19 protein-coding genes and 1 tRNA gene are annotated in these 24,336 nt (G+C 71.6%); 9 read left to right on the forward strand and 11 right to left on the reverse strand.

Annotated features, from left to right (window positions below; genetic code table 11):
• Positions 1-115: 115 nt before the first annotated feature.
• The 5 genes from AC6JA9_RS30905 to AC6JA9_RS30925 form a co-directional block, all read right to left on the reverse strand.
• Positions 116-955, reverse strand: coding sequence for a carboxypeptidase regulatory-like domain-containing protein (locus AC6JA9_RS30905; protein ID WP_223745385.1), 840 nt, complete (start codon positions 953-955; stop codon positions 116-118).
• A gap of 83 nt (positions 956-1,038) precedes the next feature.
• Complete coding sequence (locus tag AC6JA9_RS30910; RefSeq protein WP_223745384.1) at positions 1,039-1,896, reverse strand: ABC transporter permease; 858 nt, start codon at positions 1,894-1,896, stop codon at positions 1,039-1,041.
• A complete protein-coding gene (locus AC6JA9_RS30915) occupies positions 1,893-2,882 on the reverse strand; it encodes an ABC transporter ATP-binding protein (protein ID WP_223745383.1) in 990 nt (329 codons plus the stop codon). The genes AC6JA9_RS30910 and AC6JA9_RS30915 overlap by 4 nt, the downstream gene beginning before the upstream one ends.
• 31 nt (positions 2,883-2,913) lie before the next feature.
• Positions 2,914-3,798: a heme o synthase gene (gene cyoE, locus AC6JA9_RS30920; RefSeq protein WP_223745382.1), complete on the reverse strand. Its 885-nt coding sequence runs from the start codon at positions 3,796-3,798 to the stop codon at positions 2,914-2,916.
• Positions 3,799-4,086: 288 nt separating this feature from the next.
• Complete coding sequence (locus tag AC6JA9_RS30925) at positions 4,087-6,450, reverse strand: tetratricopeptide repeat protein (protein ID WP_223745381.1); 2,364 nt, start codon at positions 6,448-6,450, stop codon at positions 4,087-4,089.
• Positions 6,451-6,643: 193 nt separating this feature from the next.
• On the opposite strand from AC6JA9_RS30925, the gene AC6JA9_RS30930 reads away from it, so the two are divergent.
• The 4 genes from AC6JA9_RS30930 to AC6JA9_RS30945 all read left to right on the forward strand — a co-directional run bounded on the left by AC6JA9_RS30930 (position 6,644) and on the right by AC6JA9_RS30945 (position 12,161).
• Positions 6,644-6,719, forward strand: a tRNA-Ala gene (locus tag AC6JA9_RS30930).
• A 106-nt stretch (positions 6,720-6,825) separates the two neighbouring features.
• Complete coding sequence (locus AC6JA9_RS30935; RefSeq protein WP_223745380.1) at positions 6,826-7,434, forward strand: DUF2760 domain-containing protein; 609 nt, start codon at positions 6,826-6,828, stop codon at positions 7,432-7,434.
• Positions 7,435-7,495: 61 nt separating this feature from the next.
• Positions 7,496-9,358: an Hsp70 family protein gene (locus tag AC6JA9_RS30940; protein ID WP_223745379.1), complete on the forward strand. Its 1,863-nt coding sequence runs from the start codon at positions 7,496-7,498 to the stop codon at positions 9,356-9,358.
• A 25-nt stretch (positions 9,359-9,383) separates the two neighbouring features.
• Positions 9,384-12,161: an Hsp70 family protein gene (locus tag AC6JA9_RS30945; RefSeq protein ID WP_223745378.1), complete on the forward strand. Its 2,778-nt coding sequence runs from the start codon at positions 9,384-9,386 to the stop codon at positions 12,159-12,161.
• A gap of 115 nt (positions 12,162-12,276) precedes the next feature.
• Here AC6JA9_RS30945 and AC6JA9_RS30950 read toward each other — a convergent pair whose 3' ends face one another.
• From AC6JA9_RS30950 to AC6JA9_RS30960, 3 genes are all read right to left on the reverse strand, one after another.
• Complete coding sequence (locus AC6JA9_RS30950; RefSeq protein WP_141332656.1) at positions 12,277-12,669, reverse strand: hypothetical protein; 393 nt, start codon at positions 12,667-12,669, stop codon at positions 12,277-12,279.
• Between the two features lie 224 nt (positions 12,670-12,893).
• Positions 12,894-14,687, reverse strand: a complete 1,794-nt coding sequence (locus AC6JA9_RS30955) for a bifunctional metallophosphatase/5'-nucleotidase (RefSeq protein WP_497958266.1) — start codon at positions 14,685-14,687, stop codon at positions 12,894-12,896.
• A 46-nt stretch (positions 14,688-14,733) separates the two neighbouring features.
• The gene (locus AC6JA9_RS30960; RefSeq protein ID WP_483578446.1) at positions 14,734-16,023 is read right to left on the reverse strand and encodes a myxosortase-dependent phytase-like phosphatase; all 1,290 of its coding nucleotides are present in this window, start codon (positions 16,021-16,023) and stop codon (positions 14,734-14,736) included.
• A gap of 139 nt (positions 16,024-16,162) precedes the next feature.
• Between AC6JA9_RS30960 and gmd the strand changes: the two genes are divergently transcribed.
• The 3 genes from gmd to ybiA all read left to right on the forward strand — a co-directional run bounded on the left by gmd (position 16,163) and on the right by ybiA (position 18,657).
• Positions 16,163-17,137, forward strand: coding sequence for a GDP-mannose 4,6-dehydratase (gene gmd / locus AC6JA9_RS30965; RefSeq protein ID WP_223745375.1), 975 nt, complete (start codon positions 16,163-16,165; stop codon positions 17,135-17,137).
• A complete protein-coding gene (locus AC6JA9_RS30970; RefSeq protein ID WP_223745374.1) occupies positions 17,138-18,070 on the forward strand; it encodes a GDP-mannose 4,6-dehydratase in 933 nt (310 codons plus the stop codon).
• A gap of 77 nt (positions 18,071-18,147) precedes the next feature.
• Positions 18,148-18,657, forward strand: coding sequence for a riboflavin biosynthesis intermediates N-glycosidase (gene ybiA, locus AC6JA9_RS30975; RefSeq protein WP_473567233.1), 510 nt, complete (start codon positions 18,148-18,150; stop codon positions 18,655-18,657).
• Here the strand turns inward: ybiA and AC6JA9_RS30980 are convergent.
• The 3 genes from AC6JA9_RS30980 to AC6JA9_RS30990 form a co-directional block, all read right to left on the reverse strand.
• Positions 18,654-19,379 (reverse strand): hypothetical protein, encoded by a 726-nt coding sequence (locus AC6JA9_RS30980; protein WP_497958267.1) that lies wholly within the window; start codon positions 19,377-19,379, stop codon positions 18,654-18,656. The two genes, ybiA and AC6JA9_RS30980, sit on opposite strands and share 4 nt — an antisense overlap.
• Before the next feature lie 34 nt (positions 19,380-19,413).
• Complete coding sequence (locus tag AC6JA9_RS30985; protein WP_223745371.1) at positions 19,414-19,941, reverse strand: hypothetical protein; 528 nt, start codon at positions 19,939-19,941, stop codon at positions 19,414-19,416.
• A gap of 69 nt (positions 19,942-20,010) precedes the next feature.
• A complete protein-coding gene (locus AC6JA9_RS30990; RefSeq protein WP_223745370.1) occupies positions 20,011-21,114 on the reverse strand; it encodes a glycosyltransferase family 4 protein in 1,104 nt (367 codons plus the stop codon).
• Between the two features lie 29 nt (positions 21,115-21,143).
• Between AC6JA9_RS30990 and AC6JA9_RS30995 the strand changes: the two genes are divergently transcribed.
• Both AC6JA9_RS30995 and AC6JA9_RS31000 read left to right on the forward strand, forming a co-directional pair.
• Positions 21,144-23,378 carry a glycosyltransferase family 4 protein gene (locus AC6JA9_RS30995; RefSeq protein WP_408889634.1) on the forward strand — a complete coding sequence of 745 codons (2,235 nt, stop codon included), beginning with the start codon at positions 21,144-21,146 and terminating at the stop codon, positions 23,376-23,378.
• Complete coding sequence (locus AC6JA9_RS31000; protein WP_223745368.1) at positions 23,375-24,211, forward strand: hypothetical protein; 837 nt, start codon at positions 23,375-23,377, stop codon at positions 24,209-24,211. Before AC6JA9_RS30995 ends, AC6JA9_RS31000 begins: the two co-directional genes overlap by 4 nt.
• Positions 24,212-24,336: the final 125 nt, after the last annotated feature.

A 24,336-nucleotide genomic window follows, 5' to 3' on the forward strand; every position in this document is an offset into this window, starting at 1 on the left:
GGGGCCTCCTCGCGAACGTGGCGAGGAGCCCTTTCCATCGAAGCGGACCCTGCGTCGTGCGCGAGGCCCGCGCCGCGAGGGGCCTTTCGTCTCGCGGAAGGCGCCCCTCCCAGCCCTACTTCTTCGCGGACGCGTCCTCGGCGGTGAACGCGAAGGCGACGGTGGCCGGCGCGTCGTCCTTCACCGTGACTTCTGCGCTCTTGGTGCCGAACGTCTCGTGCCACGCCTCCAGGGTGTACGTGCCCGCGGGCAGGCCCTGGATGGCGAAGGTGCCGTCCTCTCCCGTGGTGGCGAAGAACGGGTTCGGGTTGCTCACCACGAACGCGGTCATCCACGGGTGCACGTCACACTTGAGCTTCAGCACGTCATCCGCGGCGGGCACGGACTTCTGCACCGGCGCGCCCGAGGGCGGCTGGGCCACGTTGAAGGCCGACTTGGTGCCCACCACGCCGCGCACGTTGTGCAGCGTGCCGTCGCTGTTCTTGAAGACGACGGGCTGCCCCGCCACCGCGCCCTGCACCCGCGGCACGTAGGTGCACTTCGACTGGTCCACCACCACCGGCTCGCTCGGCACCGTGGAGGCCCCCGGCACAGCGCCTCGCACGCGCACCAGCACGTTGCGCAGCTTGCCGTCCTTCACCAGCACCGCCTCGTCCTTCGACGCCCGCCCCTCACAGGCAGGGTCCGCGCTGGGCGGCAGGTCCGCCGCGACGGGCGCCGTGCCCGTGAAGGTCACCGTGCCCTTCACCTCGCCCTTGCCCACGGGGACGTTCGTCGTCTGCCCCGGCGCCTGGATGGGCGTGGCGGCGTGCGGCGCCTTCTCCTCGGGCGCGCGAGCCGCCTGGGCGGGCGCGGCGGGCGGAGGCGTGGCCGGGGCCTCCTCCTTCTTGCAAGCGGGCAGGGCCAACAGCCCCGCGGCTCCCAGCATCGACAGGCCGAGCGTGCGCAGCGTCATGTGCAATCTCCTCGGTGAACCGGTACTTCGTCCGCGCTCCCTCGTAGTCAAAGGACGCGGACCTGTCCAACGGCCCGTCCGCGCTATTCGCGCCGGCTGACGCTCGCCGCCGCCAGCCCCAGGAACACCGCCGCGAACGCCAGCAGCACCGGCACCTCCCAGCCCGCGCCGGACAGGGGCGAGCCCACCGCCACGGACGCCTCGGCGCCGTACAGCGCGCGCCGCACGCCCTCCACGGAGAAGCGCATCGGGTTGAGCACCATCACCCACGACAGCCAGGTGTCCGCGCCCTTCAGCGGGAACATGGCCCCGGACAGCACCCACATGGGCAGCATCACGATGCTCATCACCGCGTGGTAGCCCGCGCTCGAGCGAACCCACCACGCCAGCGACATGCCCATGCCCGTCAGCGCCAGCGCCGACAGCACCATCACCGCCACGAGCAGCGGCAGGTCCAGGGTGGCCGCGCTCACGCCGGCGAGCGGCGCCAGCAGCAGGAACAAGGACGCCTGCATCAGGGCAATCGCGGACGAGCCCAGCGCCTTGCCCAGCACCACCGCCAGCCGGGAGCCCGGCCCCGCGAGCACCGCCTGGAGGAAGCCCTCGCGGCGGTCCTCGATGACCGTAATCGTGGCGAAGATGGCGCTGAACAACAGCACCATGGTGACGACGCCCGGGAAGAAGAACTGCTGGTAGCCCAGCCCCTGCGCGCCCTCGACGCGGAACGAGCCCGCGAAGCCCGAGCCGATGACGAACCAGAACAGGATGGGCTGCGCCAGCGCGCCCACCACGCGGCTGGGCTGACGGAAGAAGCGCACCACGTCGCGCGCCATCAGCACCCGCACCGTCGCCCACTGCAGCGCCAGCGTGCCCGGCGCACCCGGTGCCCGCGCGTCCTCGGCCACGGGGGGCGGCTGCGCGGTGGAAACCTCGGCGTTCATCGGCGTCTCCTCGGCGCGGCCTCCACGGCCGGCACGTCGGCGCCCAGCGCGCGCCCGGTGAGCTGCAGGAACACATCCGCCAACGTGGGGCGGCGCAGCGCGACGGACGTCATCCGCCCCGCCGGGAAGGACTCCACCAACCGGGGCACCAGCGCGTGGCCCTGCCGGGCCTCCACCTGCACCCGCCCCTCCACCACCTTCGCGTCCACGCCCAGCTTCTCGCGGACCTCCCGGGCCAGCGTCTCCGGCTCGGGCGCCTCCACCGTGAGGAGGTCCCCGCCCATGCGCGCGGCCAGCGCGGCCGGCGTGTCACACGCGACCAGCTTCCCCGCGTCGAGCACCGCCAGCCTGTCGCAGACCTCGGCCTCGTCGGCCCGGTGCGTGGTGAGCAGCACCGTCAGCCCCTCCGCGTCGCGCAGCCGCTTCAGGTGCGCCCAGAAGGTGCGGAAGGCGGCCTCGTCCAGGCCCTGCGTGGGCTCGTCCATCAACACCACGCGGGGCTGGTGCACCAGCGCGCGGGCCAGCTCCAGCCGGCGGCGCATGCCCCCGGACCACGTGCCCACCCGCTCGTCGCCCCGGTCCAACAGGCCGATGAGCCCCAGCATGGACTCCACGCGCTCGCGGGCCCGCTCGCCCGTCAGCCCGTACAGCCGGGCCCCGAGCATCAGGTTCTCCCGCGCGGTGAGCAGGTCATCCAGGCTGCCGCGCTGGAAGATGATGCCCATCTGCCGGCGCAGCGCCGGGTCGCTCAGGGACAGCTCGCGGCCGGCGAAGCGCACCTGCCCCGCGTCGGGCGCGAGCAGGCCCGCCAGTATCTGGAAGGTGGTGGACTTGCCGGCGCCGTTCGGGCCCAACAGGCCCAGGATTTCGCCGGGCCGCACCGACAGCGTGAGGCCGTCCACGGCCACGCGGTCCTTGAAGCGTCGGGTCAGCCCCTCGAGGTGGAGCAGCGCGGGTGGAGGGGTGTGAACCGAGGTATCAGGCATGGGCGGGCTTTCCGCCGGCTGCCCCGCGCGCCTAGCCGCGGGGAACGCGGTCCAGGCTCAGCGCCGCGAACAATCCGGTGAGGTAGATCAACGAGAAGATGAACGTCTGGCGCGCCCAGGGCTTCCCCAGCCGGCGGAAGAACCCCCACGCCCCCACTCCCAGGAAGCTCAGCCCCAGGCCCACCGCGGCCGCCAGGTACCAGGAGCCGGCGATGTGGAGCTGGAAGGGCAGCAGCGTCATGGGCACCAGCGCCACCAGGTAGAGGACGATCTGCGCGCGGCTGGACTCGTCGCCGCGCTCAATCGGCACGGACTTGAGGCCCGCCGCCGCGTACTCCTCCTTGCGGAACAGGGCGATGGCGATGAAGTGCGGCATCTGCCACAGGAAGAGGATGGCGAAGAGCGCGAAGCCGCCCGCGTCGATGCGGTCCGTCACCGCCGTCCACCCCATCAGCGGGGGCAGCGCGCCGGGGACGGCGCCCACCAGCATGGCCGCCGAGGTGCGCGCCTTGAGCGGCGTGTACGCCAGCACGTAGCTGAGCAGCGCGAGCAGGCCCAGCGCAGCCGTCAGGAGGTTGGCGCCCAGGGCCAGCGCCGGCAGGGACACCGCCGCCAGGGAGATGCCGAACCACAGCGCCACCGCCGGCTCCATGCGTCCGGAGGGCAGCGGCCGGTTCTGCGTGCGCGCCATGAACTTGTCGCTGTGGCGCTCCCAGTAGCAGTTGAGCGCGTTGGCCGCGCCCACCGTGCCGGCCGTGGCCAGCAGCGTCACCAGGGCATGGCCCGTGGACAGGGGACCTGGGGCCAGCCACATGCCGCCGGCCGTGGTGATGAGGACCAGGCTGGAGAGCCGGGGCTTCATCAGGGAGATCAGGTCGGACGCGGTCGTCGACACGGACTCGGCACGCGCGCTCAAGCGGACTCCAGGGGAGAGCGTGACAGGGACGCTGCCGACGCGGGAACCGCCCTCCCATACAGGCACCACCGGGGGGTGGGCAAGGACACGTCACCACGACGCGCCGGCCACGAACGGCCGCCCGCCCGGCGCCACACCGTGGCTCGGGCTCGCGTCCTCGTGTCTTGAAGGGTTCGGGAAGGCAAACACCCGGGGCATAGCCCCACTCGCGGGGGCCATCAACCCGGGGGGGCCGGGGCCGTGCGCGCCCTGCTGGCCGCGCGCATCAGCCCCACTTGTCCGACCTGCTCAGCCCCCGGTGAGGGTGCGCGCCGCGGTGGCGTGCTCGCCGCTCGGCTCGCGCTTGAGGTACTCCTGCGCCAGCATCTTCGCCTTGGGGCCCTGCTTGGCGTCCTTGGAGAGCAGCGTGGCGTAGAAGTAGTACGCCGGGGAGAAGGCCTCGTCGGCGTTGAGGGCGCGCTGGTACGTCTCGTCCGCCTTCGCCGCGTCGCCCTTGCCCTGGTAGACGCGCGCCAGCTCCGTGAGCGCGATGGCCGAGCGCTCGGGCTGGCCGACGAACTCCTGGCTCGCCTTCTCCAGCTGCGTCTGCGCGTTCGTCCAATCGGAGCGCTCGCGGTAGATGGCACCCATGGCCAGGCGGGCCTCGGGGTTCTTCGCCTTGGGGTCCTTCACCGCGCGCTCGTACTGCTTGAGGGCCTCATCCAGCTTGCCCTGGCGGCGGTAGGCGTTGCCCAGCATGACGACCAGCTTGGGGCTGTCGCCCATCGTCTTGAGGGCCGTCTGGAGCGCCTCGGCGGCCTCCTTCTCGCCGCCCTGCTTGCCCATCAGGGCCTTGGCCAGCTCGACGTGGAACTGCGCGCGCGAGCCGTCCACGCGGATGGCCTTGCGGATCTCCTCGGCGGCCTGGTCGAAGCTGCCCTCGGTCAAGAGCCGGCGGCCCTTGATGAGGTGCAGGTCCGGGTTCTGCTTGTCGAGCGTGAAGCCCGTCTCCTCGCTCTTGAGCATCTCCGCGCGCGCCTTCTGGGCGTCCAGCGGCACGCCCGTGGCCTCCACCAGCTTCTGCTGCATGTCCGGCTTCTCGTTGGGCAGCGACGCGGAGACGCGGCTGACCAGGAGCGAGCGCGCCAGGTGCGCGGCGGCCAGCTGACGGGGCGACGGCGGGGGCTCGGCGTCCAGCAGCTTCTTCAGCATGGACTGGACCAGGGGGTAGTTGGGCGAGTCCTGGTCGAGCATCAGGAGGGAGCGGCCCAGGAGCGACTCCGGGTGGTCCTTCTCGTAGCGCAGGGCCAGGTCGTAGTTCTTCCAGGCCGTGTTGTCCTGGCCCAGCCGGCGGTACACCGCGCCCAGGCCCGAGTAGATGCGCGGGTCGTCGGGCGCGAGCACCTGGGCGCGCTCCAGCGAGTCGCGGCCGCGGTCCAGGTCACCCGCGTTCATCTGGATGAGGCCGAGCGTCAGGTAGAGCAGCGAGCTGGAGCGCCCCTGGGCGTCCAGGCCCTTCACCGTCTCCTCCAGCTTGCCCAGGGCCTCCTTGCCCTTGCCGCCGTAGGTCTGCACCAGCGCCTCCGCGGCGATGAGGTGCGAGCTGACGTCGCCCGCCTTCATGCCCGCGGCCAGGTGCTCCTCGGCGCGGCGGCGCGCGTCGTCGCCGCCGCCGTGCTCACCCCAGCGGATGGCGTAGGCGTACGCCAGGTAGCCGTGGGCCAGGCCGGAGTCGGAGTTCACCTCCAGCGCCTTGTCGGCCGCCTCACACGCCTTCTTGTAGCTGTCGAAGGAGTCGCGCTTGAGCAGCTCCGCGGACGCCTCCAGGTGCTTCTTCAGCTCCCGGGCCACGTTGCGCGTGTGCCGCGTGTACATCATGTAGCCGGGGATGAAGAGGACCAGGGCGCCCAGCAGCGCCACCGTCACCCACTTGCCGCGTCCCCCACCCTGAGACGAATTGCGACGGCCGCGGGGCGAGTCGTCCTCGTCGTCGTCCTCCACCTCATCCACCACCACCGGCTGGGGGCGGCGGGGCTGGGCGGGGGCCGGACGCTGCGCGGGCGACTCGGCGCGCACCGGGGCCGAGGAGCCCGAGGGCGCGCGCGGCGTGGCCGCGGGCTTGGGCGCGGAGACAGGCTCGGCCGTGGCGGCGACGCCGCTGGCCAGCGACGCGGCGGACTGCTGCGTGGCGCTGGGCGCGAGCACCGGCGGCGCGGCGACGGGCGCCTGGGGCGCGGCCGGCCGCGGCGGGTCGATCTTGTGCTGCTGCAGCAGCGTGACGGTGTCCGGGTCTCCCGGGTCCACGCTGTACGCCTTGAGGAGGTTCGCCTTGCCGGGCTCGGCTTCGCCCGTCTTCAGCTGCAGGGCGCCGGCCATGCGCAACGCGCCCTTGTCCTCGGGCTGGACCTGGAGCGCGCCGAGCGCCTCCTCCAGGGCCTTCTTGTCCTTGCCCTGCTCCGCGTACACACGGGCGAGCAACAAGCGAGGGTCGGCGGCGTTCGGATGCGCCTTGACGCCCTTCTTGCAGACGACCATCGCCTCCATGAAGCGACCCATGCTCAGGTACGCTTCGGCTAGAGGCTTGTAGGCGGCGGACGAGGGGTCGGAAGCGAACGCGTGTTCGAGCTTCGCGAGCTCGGCCGGGCTCAACGTCTTCGAAGGGGAGGTAGACATTACCGGGGGGAGGGACACCGGGCGGAAAGGGTACGCCTGAGAAGAGGGGTTTTTATGGCATCCGCTGCGCGGCACGTCAATCGCACGGATGAGACCTGAAGGCTTGCGCTTGACAGCAGGGAAGGGGTCCGGTACTAGCCCGTTCACCTTCGGCGGCCCAAAACGCCGGGGCGCAGCACGCAGGGCCATTTGTGGGGGTGTAGCTCAGTTGGGAGAGCGTCGCGTTCGCAATGCGAAGGTCGTCGGTTCGATCCCGTCCACCTCCACCATGCAGCAAACGAAGGGCCTCACGGGAAACCGTGAGGCCCTTTGCATTTGGGGCTTTTCGAGCAACTGCCGAATTGCAAAGCAGGCGGGCTTTGTTATCCGGAGCCGATGACTGACCCGTCCGCCTCCCTGTCGTTCTTCGCGCGGTTCTGGCTCGCCTGGCTCTGCTTCTGGCGCTGCCTCGTCTCCGGAGACTTCGCCCGCGCGGTTCTGCCGGCCAGCCGGGCCTACGACGCCGGACAGCTGAACCTGCTCCCCTCCGGTGAGGCCACGCCCGCCACCCCGCCCCCAGCGGTGAAGCCCCCCGAGCCGCCCCCTGCCCTGCCGCCCGAGCGCGAGCACGCCAGCGCCCTGACGCTGCTGGCGATGCTGCAGCGGGAGGGTCGGCTGGTGGACTTCCTCCAGGAGAACGTGGCCGCCTACTCGGACGCCGAGGTGGGGGCCGCGTGCCGCACCGTCCATGAGGGGTGCCGCAAGGTGCTCGGCCAGTACTTCACGGTGAAGCCGGTGCTGCCCGAGTCGGAGGGCGCGTCGGTGACGGTGCCCGCGGGCTTCGACGCCCAGCGCATCCGCCTCACCGGGAACGTGACGGGCACCCCGCCCCACCACGGGACGCTGCGCCACCATGGTTGGGTGACGACGGAAGTGAAGTTCCCGGCGGTGAGCACCGCCATGGACCCGCGAGTGCTTGCCCCGGCGGAAGTCGAGCTCGCCTGAGCGTCACCCGGCGGACAGGCAGACCGGACAAAAGGGAGTCCCCCAGGAGTTCAAGCCCGATATGGCCCGCTATTCCATCGGCATCGACCTTGGCACCACCCACTCGGCGGTGTCGTACTTCAACCTCGAGGACGGCAAGCCTCGGGGCCGCTCGCAGTCCATGCTGCCCATCCCGCAACTGACGGCGCCCGGCACCCTCGAGGCCCGTCCGCTGCTGCCCTCCTTCTTGTACCTGCCCGCGGCGCAGGAGTTCCCGCCAGGGAGCCTCGCGCTGCCGTGGAACCCGGACGCGTCCTCGGTCATTGGAGAGCTGGCGCGCTCGCACGGGGCCAAGGTGCCCACGCGGCTGGTGTCCTCGCCCAAGAGCTGGCTGTCGCACCCGGGCGTGGACCGGCGCTCGCCGCTGTTGCCCTGGCAGGCGCCGGAGGACGTGCAGCGCGTGTCCCCGCTGGATGCGTCCGCCCGGTTCCTGCGCCACCTCAAGGAGGCGTGGGACTCCACCTTCGCCGCGGGGCGCGAGGAGGCCGACAACCAGCTGGCCCGTCAGGACGTCATCGTCACCGTCCCCGCCTCGTTCGACGCGGCGGCGCGCGAGCTGACGCTGGAGGCGGCCAAGGCGGCGGGAATCGAGCACCTCACCTTGTTGGAGGAGCCGCAGGCCGCGCTGTACGCGTGGCTGGAGGCGATGGGCGAGACGTTCCGCCAGCAGGTGAAGCCCGGCGAGGTCATCCTGGTGGTGGACGTGGGCGGCGGCACGTCCGACTTCTCCGTCATCACCGTGAAGGACCGGGACGGCGAGGTGGAGCTTTTGCGCGTGGCGGTGGGCGACCACATCCTGCTCGGCGGCGACAACATGGACCTGGCGCTGGCGCACACGCTCAACCAGCGCCTGGCGGCCGAGGGCAAGAAGCTGGACCCGTGGCAGTTCAACGCCCTCACCCATGGATGCCGGCAGGCGAAGGAGACGCTGTACGCGGACACCTCGCTGGACAAGGTGCCCATCTCCATCCCCAGCCGGGGCTCGTCGCTCATCGGCGGCACGCTGCGCACGGAGCTGACGCGCGAGGAGCTGGACCGGGTCCTCACCGACGGCTTCTTCCCGGTGACGCCGCTGTCGGAGCTGCCTCGCACGGCGCGGCGCACGGGCCTGGCGCAGATGGCGCTGCCCTACGCGCAGGACGCGGGCGTGTCGCGGCACCTGGCGGCGTTCCTCACCCGGCAGGCGCAGGCGCTGAAGTCCAGCCACGACGCGCCGGTGGACGTCGGCGACAAGTCCTTCCTGCACCCGACGGCGGTGCTCTTCAACGGTGGCGTCTTCAAGGCCGGGCCGCTCAAGGCGCGCGTCATGGAGGTGCTCAACCTGTGGTTGAGGGCGGACGGCGGCGAGCCGGCGAAGGAGCTGGAGGGCGCGGACCTGGACCTGTCGGTGGCGCGCGGCGCGGCGTACTACGGCTGGGTGCGGCAGGGGAACGGCCTGCGCATCCGCGGCGGCACGGCGCGCGCGTACTACGTGGGCGTGGAGTCGTCGATGCCGGCGGTGCCGGGCTTCGAGCCTCCGGTGAAGGCGCTGTGCGTGGCGCCCTTCGGCATGGAGGAGGGCACGCAGGCGGACGTGCCGCCGCAGGAGTTCGGGCTCGTCACGGGGGAGCCCACGAGCTTCCGCTTCTTCTCCTCCTCGATGCGGCGCGACGACCGCGTCGGCACGATGGTGGAGGACGTGGCGGACGAGCTGGCGAAGGGGGAGATGGAGGAGCTGGCCCCCATCGAGACCACCATGCCCGGACAGCCCGCGGCCTTCGGCGACCTGACGCCCGTCAATCTGCAGGCGGCGGTGACGGAGGTGGGGACGTTGGAGCTGCGGTGCCTGGAGAAAGGTGGCGACGGGCGTTGGAAGCTGGAGCTCAACGTCCGCATGAAGGAGTAGAACGCCGACCGGCAACCGGAGGTGTATGCGAATCGTCGGCATCGACCTGGGCACCACCCACTGCGCGGTGGCGTCCGTGGACCCCGCCCGGGGCGCGAGCGCGCCCGTGGAGGACTTCCCCGTCTCGCAGCTCGTCCGACAGGGGGAGGTGGCGCCGCGCGCGCTGCTTCCCTCCACCGTGTACGTGCCCGCGGGCCACGAGCTGAGCGCCGAGTCGCTGCGCCTGCCCTGGGGTGACGACGGCGGGCCGTGGGTGGTGGGAGAGCTGGCGCGCTGGCAGGGCTCGCGCGTGCCGGGCCGGCTGATTGCCAGCGCGAAGAGCTGGCTGTGCCACCCGGGCGTGGACCGCTCCGCGCCCATCCTCCCGTGGGGCGCGCCCGCCGACGTGGCGAAGCTGTCCCCGGTGGACGCCAGCGCGCTCCTGCTCACGCACCTGGCGCGCGCGTGGGACTTCGCGCACCCGGAAGCGCCGCTGTCGCGGCAGGAGGTGGTGATTACGGTCCCCGCCTCGTTCGACGAGGCCGCGCGCGCTCTCACGGTGAGCGCCGCTCGCAAGGCGGGGCTGGAGAAGTTCACGCTGTTGGAGGAGCCCCAGGCGGCCTTCTACGACTACACCGCGCGCCACCGCTCGGACCTGGAGCAGACGCTCTCCCACGTCCGGCTGGTGCTGGTGGTGGACGTGGGCGGCGGCACCACGGACTTCACGCTGGTGCACGCGGGCGTGTCGCCCGAGGGCCCCATGCTGCGGCGACTCGCCGTGGGCGACCACCTGATGCTGGGTGGCGACAACATGGACGCGGCGCTGGCCCGGCGCGTGGAGGAGAAGCTCTTTTCGGACGGGCGGCGGCTGTCCGCCACGCAGTGGACGCAGGCCATCCAGGCCGCGCGCACCGCGAAGGAGGCGCTGCTCGGCAAGGCGCCTCCGGAAAAGTACGGCGTGTCGCTGGTGGGAGAGGGCAGCCGGCTGTTGGGTGGAACGCTGTCCTCGGAGCTGTCTCGCGAGGAGGCCCACGCGCTGGTGCTGGATGGGTTCTTCCCGCGCACGCCGCCCACGGAGCGGCCTCGCCGGGCCGCGCGCATGGCGCTCCAGGAGCTGGGCCTGCCGTACGTGCAGGACGCGGCGGTGACGCGGCACCTGGCGGCGTTCCTCGCGCAGCACGCGGCGGCGGGCTTCGCGGCGCTGGGCGAGACGCCTGCTTTCGAAGGCGCCCTCCCCCGCCCCGACGCCATCCTGCTCAACGGCGGCGTCTTCAACTCGCCCTGGATTTCGGAGCGGCTGGTGGAGGCCGTCTCGGGGTGGTGGCCGGACGCGCCGCGCATCTCGCTGTTGCGCCACGAGTCGCTGGAGCTCGCGGTGGCGCGGGGCGCGGCGTACTACGGGCTGGTGCGGCGTGGGCATGGCCTGCGCATCGGCGGTGGCGCGGCGCGCGCGTACTACGTGGGGTTGCAGCGTCCCGCGGACAGCGCGGAGCAGCCCGCCTTGTGCCTCATCCCTCGCGGCTTCGAGGAGGGACAGAAGGTGGACCTGGGCGAGCGCCCCTTCACGCTCACCCTCGGCAGGCCCGTGCAGTTCCAGCTCTACTCGACGACGAGCGACCGCATCGACAAGCCCGGGGATTTGGTGCCCCTGGCGGAGGACCTGAAGCCGCTGCCGCCCATCCACACACTGCTCAAGGGGGCGGCGGGCAAGGTGGCGGAGGTGCCGGTACACCTGCAGGCGGCGCTGACGGAGATTGGCACGCTGGAGCTGTACTGCGTCTCCGACGTCGCGGACGAGCGGTGGAGGTTGGAGTTCGAGCTGCGCGGCACGGGGGGCTCGCACGAGCTGACCGTCACCGAGTCCATGCCCGCGCGCTTCGTGGAGGCCAAGGACAACATCGAGCGCGTCTACGGGAACAAGCCACTGCCGTTGGGGCCCAAGGACGTGAAGCAGCTGGGGCGGACGTTGGAGAAGGCGCTGGGGCCGCGCGAGACGTGGCGGGTGCCGGTGCTGCGCGAGATGTGGAGTACGCTGTACGCGGGCGCGAGCAAGCGCCGTCGCACCGAGGACCACGAGCGCGTCTTCTACAGCCTCACGGGCTTCACGCTGCGCCCGGGCTTCGGGTATCCGCTGGACGGCTGGCGCGCGGAGCAGACCTTCAGCCTGTTCGACGCGCTGGTGCAGCACCACACGGACAAGGCGGTGTGGACGGAGTTCTGGGTGATGTGGCGGCGCATCGCCGGTGGGCTGACGGAGGCGCAGCAGCAGAAGCTCTACGCGTACCTGCAGCCGCACCTGTCGAGGAAGGTGCCACCCAACGCGCCCGCCGCCGGGAAGCTCAAGGGCATCCAGCCCGAGGGGTTGGAGGAGATGGTGCGCACGGCCGCCTCGCTGGAGCACCTGTCGCCCGGGGACAAGGCGGAGGTGGGCCGGTGGATCGCCGAGCGGCTGAAGGCCGAGGCGAAGTCCGGTGGCCCGTGGGCGTGGTCCCTGGGACGGCTGGGCGCGCGGGTGCCGCTCTACGGCAGCAGCCACAAGGTCGTGGACGTGGAGACGGCCGAGGCGTGGCTGACGCTCCTGCTGGAGCTGGACCTGCGCAAGATCGACGGTGCGCCGTTCGCGGCGGCGCAGCTCGCGCGGCTCACCGGAGACAGGACGCGGGACGTGGACCCGGGCTTGCGCGAGCGCGCGGCCCAGGCGCTCGTCGCGGCCAAGGCGTCCGAGACATGGGTGCGCATGGTGCGTGAAGTCGTCGCGCTGGAGGCGGCGGACGAGGCGCGCGCCCTCGGCGACACGCTGCCCGCGGGACTCCGACTGTCCTGAGCGGCGAGGTGGCTCCACGGGCACCGAGCCCCGTGCGAGCCGAAAGGACTCCCTCACGGGTCGGTGCGGGGCACGCGACCTCGTGGGAGTCCTCGCTGGAGCCTCGACGGGGCGATCAGCCCCGGATGTCCGGGAGCACGTCGGACGAGGCGGGCTCGGCGACGGCCTTGGGCGCGGCACGCTCGACGACCTGGAGCACCGGCGTCGGCTCCGAAGGCGCGGCGGCCTCGCCCTTGCCCGCCTTGGGCTTCTTGGTCCCCGCGCCCGAGCGGCACGTGCGGCACCAGGGCTGGTTCCGGATGGCACCGTCCGCCATCTTCCGCAGCCCGAACTGGGCCAGCGGCTTCAGCGTACGGCACTTGATGCACATCAACGAGATGAGGACCTCGTGACCATCCGCGTCGTAGACGGCGGACTTGCGCCGCTTTCGCGGCTGCGGCTGCCCCGGTTCACGCGGCTTCGCCTTCTCCGGCGGAGGCGTCATCATCGGGGTCACTTTGTAGAGCATGTCAGTCCCTCCCGCTCTCGGGGGCCCTCGCACGCAGTCCCTGATGGGGCCACCTCGGCACGGGCACTCGCGAGCCATAGAGTAAGGTGCCTTCCCTCCGTTGAAAACTGATCCCAGGCCGAAAATTCGGCTCGGGAGCGTTTTCATCGAAGTTTCCAAGGGTTGGACGGCCCCGTTCACTCCCAGCGGATCAACCCCCGGGCGAATTTTCAGCCCTGGCTCCCTCAACGCGAGGCGGTGGGACACGCCTCCGCGACACCGCTGTAGCGCACCCGCCCCAGAGCGGGCGTGGGCAGGACACCCCCGTGGGAGCGGCCGTAGGCGATCAACGCCTCGCGCAGGTCCATTCCCTGGAACGGGGCCAGCTCCGCGCGCTCGGGAGGCAGCGGCCGCGTCACGCCCTCCACCCCGTCCCCACCCCGCGCGAGGAAGTCCGGCACCGCCACCCGGTAGCGCTTCTCGGCGACCAGGGGCTTTCCGCCCTCCAGCGTGACGGACAAGAGCCGCCCCGGCCCCGGGCAGCGCGCCAGCGTCAGCTCCAGCCCGGACACCGCGAACACCGCGCCCCGGTCCACGCCGTGCGCCAGCTTCAACAGGAGCTCCAGCTCCGTACCGGTGAGCGTCAGCACCGCCACCGTGTTGTCGAAGGGCAGCGCCTGGTAGACGTGGCCGAAGGACAGCACCCCACCCGGCAGGTCCGCGCGGATGCCACCGGGGTTCATCACCGCGGCGTCCGCGCCCACCGCCTCGCGCAGCGCGTCCGCGACGACGTTGCCCAGTGCCCCCTCCTCCGTGAAGCCCCGGACCAGCGGCGACGCACAGGACACACCCGCTTGCCGCCGCTGCGCCGCGTCCACCTGCGCCAGCGTGGGCGCGAGCAGCGCCTCCACGTCCGAATCCGGGCGCACCTCGGCGCCCAGGAACCTCGACGGCACCAGCGTCACCTCGGCGCGCTCGCGCAGCCGCCGGCCATCACAGTCCCCATGGACCGCGTCCACCTGCGAGCACAGGGGAATCGCCGCCTGGATGCGGGTGAGCGACGGCTCCACGCGTCGGCGGACGGGGTCGACGAACAGCTCCACCACGCCCACCGAGCGCGCCAGCCCCGTCGTCTCGATGACGGGCACGCCCTGGATGAAGTGGCCCATCACCTGGTGCGTGTGCCCCGCGACCACCGCGTCCAGCGTGCCCGGTGGCAGCGCGGCCAGCATGTCGACAATCTCCGCGTCGCCGCGCTCGCAGCTCGCGGTGTCGCGCGGGTTCGACAGGTCCGGGCAGTGCCCGCCCGCGTGCGCCACCGCCACCACCACGTCCGCGCCGCGCGCGCGCAGGGAGCGCGACGCCTCCAGCGCCGAGGACGCCAGGGGCAGGAAGCGCAGCGAGCCGACGTTGGCGGGGTTGGTGACACTCGGCGTGGACTCCGTGGTGAGCCCCAGCACGCCCACGCGCACGCCCTTCACGGTGAGCAGGTGCGTGCCGTCGTTGCCGAGCCACGCGGGCGTCCTGCCCGTGGCCGCGTCACGGAGATTGGCGGACAGCATGGGGAAGCGCGCCTGCTTCACCCGGGCCTTCAGCGCGCCGAGCGGATCCTCCCCCGGAGTCAGCGCCATGGGCGAGGCGCCCACCGGGCCGTAGTCGAACTCGTGGTTGCCGATGGCCGCCGCGGTGAAGCCCAGGTGGTTGTAGACGTCCACCACCACGGCGCCCTCGGTGAGGTTGGAGGCCAGCGTCCCCTGGAAGAGGTCGCCACCATCCAGCAGCAGCACGCCGCCCGGATTGTCCGCGCGCAGTCGGGCGACGTACGCGGCGAGGGTGGCCGCGCCGCCCTCCTCCACCACGCGCCCGTCGGAGAGCCGCGTGCGGTGCGGCTCCACGTTGCCATGGAAGTCGTTGAGGCCCACCAGGGTGAGCCGCACGGGCTCGGCCGGGGACGCGGCGGGCGTCGGGGTGGCGGGCGTGCCGGCGCAGGCGGCGGCACAGGTCGCGAGCGCGACGAGGAAGGGACGCGGTGAACGCATGAGCGTCCGCACTTCACCCCGCCGCGCGCCGTGATTCAACCGCGCTTCAGCGCTCGCGGCGACGACGCACCGACAGACCCAGGGCCAGCAGCCCGAGCACCACGCTGCCAGGCACCGACGCGGTGGCGCACGAGCAACCCGACCCGTCGTCCGCCTCGGGGAAGCCCCCCCCTCCCGGGATGCCAGGCCCGGGCCCACCGCCCCCACCTCCACCGCCGTCCGAGCCCGCGTCGGAGCCGCCATCCGTGCCGCCGTCCCCCTGCGAGGGACGCGTGTCGATGCGCAAGGGCGGCGTGAAGGCCTGCGCCACCTTGTCCCAACCCACCAGCTTCAGGTTCTGCTGGTTGCTGTTGTCGGAGTCCTGCGCGACGAACAGGCCATCGAGGAACTCGGGACCCACCGGCTGCGCGGACACGGCCAGCGCGAACGGCGACTCCACCGCGCCGATGCCGCCATCCCCCGCCACCATCTGGAACGAGCCCAGGAACGCGTACGTGCGGCGGTCCAGCACGCCGAACGAGTTGGAGGTCGTGTCCGCCGCCAGCAGGTAGCCCTGCGCGTTGGCGCCACGGTAGAGCGCGAGCCGGCTGACGGAGCCCGACAGGTTGCGGCCCGTGCCCGTCAGCGAGGCCACCTCGGTGCGGCTGGTCCCCCCGTTGGGCTCCGCGTTGTAGCGCCAGATGGCCACGCCGGACTGGACCACGTACACGTAGCCCAGCTCCTCGTCCGCCACGAGCCCGGTGATGGCGCCGCCCACATCCAGCGCGTCACGCGCCAGCGTGGCCGACATCCCACCGTCCTCACCGGACAATTCGAACTGCAGGAGCGAACCGGACGGGTTGCCCGCGAACACATAGAACCGACCGGAGGAGGGGCTGCGATAGAGCGCCACGCTGTTGAACTGCGTGCTGTTGTTGACGAGCGGCGCCACGTTGATGCGCTCCACCTTGTTCGTCGCCCGCCGCCCATCCACCCGGTAGGCCGACAGCCCGTTGACGCTGTTCGCCGTCACCGCGAGCGACAGGGTGTCGTTGCCCAGACGGAAGCCGTCACGCAGGGAGATGCCCAGCGTGGGCCCATCGAAGTCCGACTCCACCTGTTGACCATCCAACCCGAAGGTGAAGAGGCCGGAGTTGGCATTGTCATACGCCGTCAAGAGCAGGCTGTCGGTGCCCCCGTCCGCGCTGCCCACCCAGATGGCGACGTCGCGCAGGTTCGCCCCGCTGGCCCCGGGGTCCGGCGTCGTCTGACGGACAGGGGACACCCGCACGGGCTGGGCGGAGGCGGCCGCTCCGCTGAGGAACGCCGCCAGGGCGAGGATGAGAGGGTGACGCATGACCGGGCTCCAGGCAGGTGGGTCCGCCGTAACTTCGCACGCGGAGGATGCCTTTCAAGTGCGAAGGCTTCGGGAACGGTTGGCTCCGGCCAACCGTGTCGAGTACAAAGTGCGTCTTCCAGCCAACAGCGAAAAGACCATGGCGACCAAGCGCGCACTCATTACGGGCATCACGGGGCAGGACGGCAGCTATCTGGCGGAGCTGCTCCTTTCGAAGGGCTACGAGGTGCACGGAATGGTGCGCCGCTCCTCCGAGGAGAAGTTCGAGCGCATCCAGCACCTGCACGGGAAGATCCAGCTCCACCAGGGTGACCTGCTGGACCAGTTCTCGCTCGCGGCGCTGCTGAACCTGGTCAAGCCGGACGAGGTCTACAACCTGGCGGCGCAGTCGTTCGTGCCCACCAGCTGGAACCAGCCGGTGCTCACCGGTGAGTTCACCGCGCTGGGCGTGACGAAGATGCTGGAGGCCATCCGCCACACGCGCCCGCAGGTGCGCTTCTACCAGGCGTCCTCGAGCGAGATGTTCGGCAAGGTGCTGGAGGTCCCCCAGACGGAGGACACGCCCTTCTACCCGCGCAGCCCGTACGGCGTGGCCAAGGCGTACGGCCACCACATCACCGTGAACTACCGCGAGTCGTTCGGCCTGTTCGCGGTCAGCGGCATCCTCTTCAACCACGAGTCGCCGCGCCGGGGCCTGGAGTTCGTCACGCGCAAGGTCACGTACAACGTGGCGCGCATCAAGCACGGCCTCCAGGAGAAGCTGCCCATGGGCAACCTGGACGCCAAGCGCGACTGGGGCTTCGCGGGTGACTACGTGGAGGCCATGTGGCTGATGCTCCAGCAGGAGAAGCCGGCCGACTACGTGGTGGCCACCAACGAGACGCACACGGTGCGGGAGCTGGTGGAGATCGCCTTCGCGCGCGTGGGCCTGGACTGGCAGAAGCACGTCTTCATCGACCCGGCCTTCGTGCGCCCGGCCGAGGTGGACCTGCTCATCGGTGACCCGGCCAAGGCCAAGAAGGAGCTGGGCTGGGAGCCCAAGGTGCGCTTCAAGCAGCTGGTGGAGATGATGGTGGACGCGGACCTGGAGCGCGTGAAGGCGGGGCAGCGGTAGATGCGCATTCTCGTCACGGGAGCGGATGGGTTCGTCGGCAGGCATCTGTGCGCGCTGTTGCGCGCCTGCGGCGATGAGGTGGTGGAGGCCCACGGGCCCCGCGGCGAGGGTGTGAGCAGCAGCGCCCTGCATTTCGACGTGGCCAACGAGGCCGCCGTGAAGGCGGCCGTCGCCGAGGCCCGGCCCGAAGGCGTCATCCACCTGGCCGGCTTCAGCTCGGTGGCCAAGAGCCACCACAACCCCTCGCGCGTGTTCGCGGTGAACACGATGGGGGTGGTGAACCTCCTGACGGCGCTGCGCGAGAACGCGCCGAAGACGCGCGTGGTGCTCGTGGGCTCGGGCGAGGTGTACGGCCCGGTGCCGGAGGGCACGCGCGCCCCCGAGAGCACGCCCGCCGTGCCGCTGAGCCCCTACGCGGCCTCCAAGTCCGCGGCGGAGCTGGCCGGCGTGCAGTTCCACCGCAGCTACGGGCTGGAGGTGATGATGGCCCGGCCCTTCAATCACCTGGGCGCGGGGCAGGACCCGACCTTCGTCGTGCCCTCGTTCGCCTCGCAGATTCGCGCCATCGGCCTGGGCACGGTGGACCCGGTGCTGCGCACGGGCAACCTGGACGCGGTGCGGGACTTCTCGCACGTGCGTGACGTGGTGGAGGCCTACCGGCTGCTGCTCGACAAGGGCGAGCCCGGGCAGGCGTACAACATCTGCTCCGGCGAGGGCCGCACCATCCGCAGCCTGCTGGAGGAGATGCTCCTGCTGGCCGGCGTGGACGCGCGCATCGAGTTGGATCCGGCGCGCCTGCGCCCCTCCGACATCCCCAGCCTCGTCGGCTCGCCCGACAAGCTGCGCGCGCTGGGTTGGGCGCCCAAGCTGACCGTGACGGACGCGCTGCGCGACGTGCTCGGTCCCAAGGTGCCCGGCGCCCAGCGCGCCTGAGTCCTCCCCGAGACGCCTGTCAGGATGCCGGGCCCCTGGTCGTTGGTGTAAAACCAACACGAACCAGGAGGCTCGGCATGGCAGGCACGCGGCGGCAGGACAGGTTCACCTTCTTCTGGACCCAGGAGTCCCCGTTCTCGCAGTGGCATCCCTGTGAGTTCCTGGTGGAGGGGGCCCGCTACAACTGCATGGAGCAGTACATGATGGCGGGCAAGGCGCGCCTCTTCGCGGATGAAGAGATGCTCGCGCGCATCATGGCGTCCGCGTCTCCCAAGTCGCAGAAGGCGCTGGGCCGCAAGGTGCGCGGCTTCGTGGAGGAGACGTGGGTGAAGGAGCGCGAGCGCATCATCTACGAGGGCAACCGCGCGAAGTTCACGCAGAATGCCGCGCTGCTGGAGGTGCTGCTCGCGAGCCAGGGCACGGAGCTGGTGGAGGCCAGTCCCATGGACCGCATCTGGGGCGTGGGGCTCGGCATGGATGACGCGCGCATCATGGACCCGTCCAAGTGGCGTGGGCTGAACCTGCTGGGCAAGGTGCTGACGCGCCTGAGGGATGACCTCATCGCGCAGGGTGTGGTGGCTCGCTAGCGCTCCACATGGGCCCAGGCCTCCAGCCGCCTGTCCAGGGCGGTGAGGGTCCACAGGTCCGCGGGATTGTCGGAGCGCACCGCGTCCAGGGCCGCGCTCAACGGAGCCCTGGCGCGCGCCTCGCCCCACTCGGACAACACGCGCAGCGCCATCAACGAGGGCTGACGCGAGAGCAGTCCGAGCAGTTCCTCCACCACGCGAGGGCTGCGCTCGTCGGCGAGACGCTGCACCGACTCGTGTCGCTCCTCCGGTGTCGAAGCGGTGTCCCTCAGTCGCTCCGCGAGCGCGTGGAAGCGGGCCTCGTCCAGCAGCTTGCGCGGGCCCGGCGTGTCCCAGTGCTCCACCGTGACGCTCGTGCGCGCGAACGCGACACACTCGCGGCGCAGGCCGTCGTCGTCGAACAGACCCATGAGGCGCTCGGGCGCGGGCCGCCCGCCCACGAGCAGCCCCGCCGCGCGCTCCGCCAGCCCGTCCGCGACGCCGAGCAGGTGCACCCGAATCACCGTGGCCTCCGCGTCGGCGCGGACCTCGACGGGCACCCGCTCCGACTTGAGGAACACCTCGGCGAGGCCGCGCTGGGACACGTACCAGCGATACTCCAGCCACACCGCGCTCGGACGCTCGACGAAGCGCGCGTCCTCGGCCTCGACGAGCCGGGGCGCGCCTTCCGCCACGCCGCCGAAGCAGCGCTCCAACAGCGCCAGGGCCTCGGTGAGCTTCATGTCGCGTCCACGCGCATCAGGCCGGCGCTCCCGCTCAGAACGAGTACGGCACGGGCGCGGACACGCCGAGCAGCGACAGGTCCACCGTGCCGCGCGTGTTGCTCTGGCCGGACTGCGCCTGGGCGATGGGGCTCACGTCGAAGCGGAGCTCGGCGAACTTCATGGCCTTGCAGCGGTCCCCATGGCCATCGTGAATCAGGACCAGGTTCGCCACCGGCGTGGCCCCGGCCTTCGACTGGAGCTGCCCGTCCCAGGCCAGCTCGTACGTGTGCTCGGCGCAGCCGCCCCCGTGCGCGACGTTGAGCGTCAGCACGTTGCCTTCGAGCTTCGCGTTCTCGATGTTGATGGGGTCCTGGGGCTGAGGGTCCGCCTTCACCACGAGCGGCGTGGCGTCGGTCCGATTCGCCGGGGACGCCCCCTCTTCCGCGGGCGTCTCCGTCTCCGGAATGGCCACCGCGTCCTGGGGCACCGCCGGCTCCGCGGGCTCCTGCCGCGTGGACTTGCTCGCACAGCCGATGAGAAGACCGCTCAACACGAGGCCACTCCACATGAGCTTCCGCATCCGCATCCTCCCGTCACGACTCCTCGGCGGAGCCCGATTGCCCGCCGACCCGACACACGCTTGCGAGCCTCAGCGTCGGAGCGCGGCCTCGTAGGCCGCCAGCGTCCCCTCGGCCGTCCGTTTCCAGGTGAACTCCGCGGCCCGCGCGCGGCCCCGCTCCGCGAAGGCCCGCCGCTCCTCGGGGGAGCGCAGGAGCCGGTGGATGGACTCGGCGAGCCCCTCCGCGTCGTCCGGGCGCACCGCCAGCGCCGCGTCGCCGCAGACCTCCGGCAGCGAGCCCGCCGTCGAGACGATGGCGGGGGTGCCCAACCGCATCGCCTCCAACGGAGGCAGGCCGAAGCCCTCGTAGCGCGAGGGGAAGACGAACAGCGCCGCGCGCCGCATCAGCTCGTAGAACACGGGCTCGGCCTGATAGCCGAGCGGACGGATGTCGTGCCCTTCCGCGCGCAGCCGCGCGATGCGGGACTCCACGCGGCCGGAGCCGAACCAACTCTGCCCCGCGAGCACGAGCGACGCGGGCCGCCCCTGCGCGCGCAGCCGCTCCATCGCATCCAGCACCAGGTCCACGTTCTTGCGGACATCGAGCGAGCCCGCGTAGAGCACGTAGTCCCTGGGCAGCGCAAGCGAGCGCAGGTAGTCCGCGCTGGTCGCGTCCAGCACGGGCGCGTTCACGTGGTCCACGCCGATGGGGACCACCACCGCGCGCGAGGCGACCTCGGGGAAGCGCTCCAGCAGGTCATCGCGCGTGCGCGCGCTGATGCACAGCACCTGGTCCGCCAGCAGCAGGCTGCGCGACAACCACAGCCGGAACTGCCACCGGAACTTCGCGGACACGGTGTCCGGCATGATGAGCGGAATCAGGTCCAGCACCGTGAGCACGTAGGCGGTGCCGGGCACGCGCGTCAGGGGCAGGTTGAAGTTGCCCAGCGCGTGGTAGAGCGCGGGCCGCGAGCGCTCGAGCAGCTTGGGCAGCCGGGCGAGCGTCCAGGCGGTGCGGCCGCCGTTGCCCCTCGGATGGTCGCCGGAGTCGCGCGCGCCCAGCTTCTCCAGCGAGACGCCTCGGGCCTCGAGCGCGCCAGCGAGACAGCGGGTGTACAGGCCGATGCCGGTGGTGGGCTCATCCCAGAGCGTGGCGTCGAAAGCGATGGAGCCGATGGACACGGGGCGCCTCATAGCACGGCCGTGTGATAGGCAGGGCGCGCATGGCGATCCACCAGTTGATAGCGAGCTTCGTGCCCGGCGACGCCACCGGGCAGGCCGCGCTGCACCTCCAGCTCCTCCTGCGCCGACTGGGCGTATGGGGCGGCCTGTACGCCGACGAGGTGGGCGCGGGTCTGGAAGGGCTGGCGAGCCCCGCCTCCGAGCTGAAGCCGGCGCCGGATGACCTGGTGCTGTACCACCACGGCATCGCCTCGCCGCTGAGCAGTCGCCTGATGCACCTGCCCTGTCGCAAGGGGCTCGTCTTCCACAACATCAGCCCCGCGCGCTTCTACACGGGCCTGTCGCTGGAGAACGCGCTGCTCGCCGGACGCGCGCAGCTGGCCGCCATGGCGCCCTTCGTGGACGTGGCCATCGGCGTGTCGGACTACAACGCCGCGGAGCTGCGCGTCGCGGGCTATCGCAACGTCCACACGGTGCCGCTGCTCATCGAGCCGGAGCGCTTCGGGCCCGACCGCGCCGACGCGAAGCTCCTGAGCAGGCTGGCGGGCCCGGGGCCGGTGATGCTCGGTGTCAGCCGGGTGATGCCGCACAAGCGCTTCGAGGACCTCATCGCCCTGCACCGCGAGGTATTGCGGCTGCGGCCCCAGGCGCGGCTGTTGATGGTCGGCGGCTATGAGCCGGGCAGCCGCTACTTCCGCTCGCTCGAGAAGCAGGCCAAGGGGCTGAGCGGGGTGAGCTTCCTGGGGCGGCTGAGCCACGCGGAGCTGGTGGCCGCGTACCGCTCCGCGTCCGTGTTCGTGTCGATGAGCGAGCACGAGGGCTTCGGGGTTCCGCTCATCGAGGCCATGGCGTCGGACGTGCCCGTGCTGGCGTACGGCGCCGCCGCGGTGCCGGAGACGCTGGGCGGCGCGGGCATCGCGTTCGACCAGAAGCGCTTCGCCTTCCTCGCGGAGCTGGCGGTGGACCTGAGCGAGGACCTCTCCCTGCGTGAGCCCGTCATCGCGGGCCAGCGTCGAAGGCTGGAGCACTTCTCCGCGCCCTCGGTGCAGCGCGCGCTGTCCCGAGCGCTGGAGCCCTACCTGCCGGCGCCGCGAGTCCGTCGGGCGGCGCCGAAGCGGCCCCGGGTGGCGGTGGTGGTGCAGCGGTACGGCGAGGTGACGGGCGGCGCGGAGATGCTGGCCGCACAGGTGGCCGAGCGGCTCACGCCGCACTGGGACCTCACGGTGCTGACCACGTGCGCGAAGAACCACCTGTCCTGGGAGAATCACTTCCCCGCGGGACCGGACCGGGTGCGCGGCGTGGACGTGCTGCGCTTCCCCGTCACGCGCGTGCGCAACATCCGGGGCTTCAACGGGCTGTCGCGCAAGCTCTTCGACAAGAGCAACGAGCGGCTGCGCGAGGAGCAGTGGGTGGCCGAGCAGGGCCCCCTGGCACCGGGGCTGCTCCACCACCTGGCCTCCACGCGCGACGCGTATGACGGCTACCTGTTCTTCACGTACCTGTATGCGCCCACGGTGTGGGGCATGCCGCTGGTGGCGGACCGCTCGCTGCTCGTGCCCACCACGCATGACGAGGCGCCCATCCGCTTCGATGCGTACCGCGACGTCTTCGAGCTTCCTCGCGCGCTGCTGTGCCTGACGCCGGAGGAGCTGACCATCATCGAGAAGTACTTCCCGAACCACGCGAGGACACGCGTGGTGGGCGTGGGCGTGGAGCGGCCCTCGGCGGACGGGGCGCGCTTCCGACAGAAGCACGGCGTGCACCGCGACTACCTCCTGTACGTGGGCCGTCAGGAGCCGGGCAAGGGTGTCCCCGAGCTGCTCGAGTTCCATCAGGCCTTGAAGCACCGGTACGCGGATGCGCCGGACCTGGTGCTCGCGGGGGACGCGCACATGTCCCTGGAGGGCGATGGCGTGCGCTATCTGGGGCGCATCCCCGAGCAGGACAAGCACGACGCGCTGGCCGGAGCGCTGGCGGTGGTGGTGCCGTCGCGCTACGAGAGCCTGTCGCTCCTGACGTTGGAGGCGTTCGCGCAAGGCACGCCGGTGTTGGTGAACGGGCGCTCGGACGTGCTGGTGGGACAGGTGGAGCGCAGCGGCGCGGGGCGCGCCTATACGGACCTGGCGTCGTTCATCCAGGGGCTGCGCGAGGTGGGCGAGGCGCGCAAGGCGCTGGGGGCGAAGGGGCTGGCGTACGTGAAGAAGCAGGGATGGCCGCAGGTGGTGGCCACCTACCGGGACGAGCTGCAACGCATCCTCGAGGAGAAGCACCGATGAAGCTGCTGGGACGCGACATTCCCGCGCGGGAGCTGCTGGCCCGCATCGAGGAGCGCCTGCGAACGCGCGGGCTGCCCACCTCCGAGCCGGTGGAGGTGCCCGCCGAGGGCGTGGAGCCCCGGCTGGAGCCGCTGACGTTCAACCTGCACGCGCTCGAGGAGAACGCCGACGCGACGCGCGCGCTGCCGCTGCAGACGCACCGGGGCGGCGTGGGGCAGCTCGTCGTGGTGGCGAAGTGGGCGTTCCGCAAGTCGTGCCAGGTGTTCATCAACGAGGCCCTGGGACGGCAGCGCGTGTTCAACGGGCACGTGCGTGACTCGTACGCCCAGCTCTCCGCGGAGGTCCTCCGACTGCGCCGCGAGGTGGAGCAACTGCGCGCGCGACAGGCGAGCACCCCGGTCGAGGAGTCGCGAGGCCCAGTGACGTCGGGTACTCCGGAAACGGCGCCACGCCCCTCGCTGACGAGGAGCACGTCCAGAACGGAGAGACAGGGGTCACACGCGCCGACGAGCGTCGAGCCGCCTGCTCCACGGCCTCCGCGCGCCGCCGGAACGGCGCACACCGACGAGGGGCCAGGCGCGGACAAGGTCATGCAGCAGAAGGGGACTTCGACCTCGCGGAGTCACGAAGCGAAACAGGGTCGTGAGGCGACGTCGTCGCAGGACGGGCATGGCGCACGGAGCACGCCGCGCGATGCCGCGGAGGTACTGCCCAAGCCTCGCACCACCAGGACGGAGACCGTGACGTCGGCGAAGGAGCAGACGCCACCGACCGACAAGTCGGCCCGCCCCAAGGATGGCGCGAAGTCCCGTCGCCCCAAGCGACGCCGATAGAGCACCTCGCTCCATGGGATTCCTGGGGCAGCGCGAAGCCTCGCCGCCCCATGCGATGTCACCGCGCTCCTGGCGGCTCCCAGAGCGCGCCGAGCCCCCCGGTCCAAGCGGCGCCGCCAGGACAC

This window comes from Myxococcus sp. MH1 (assembly GCF_059738865.1).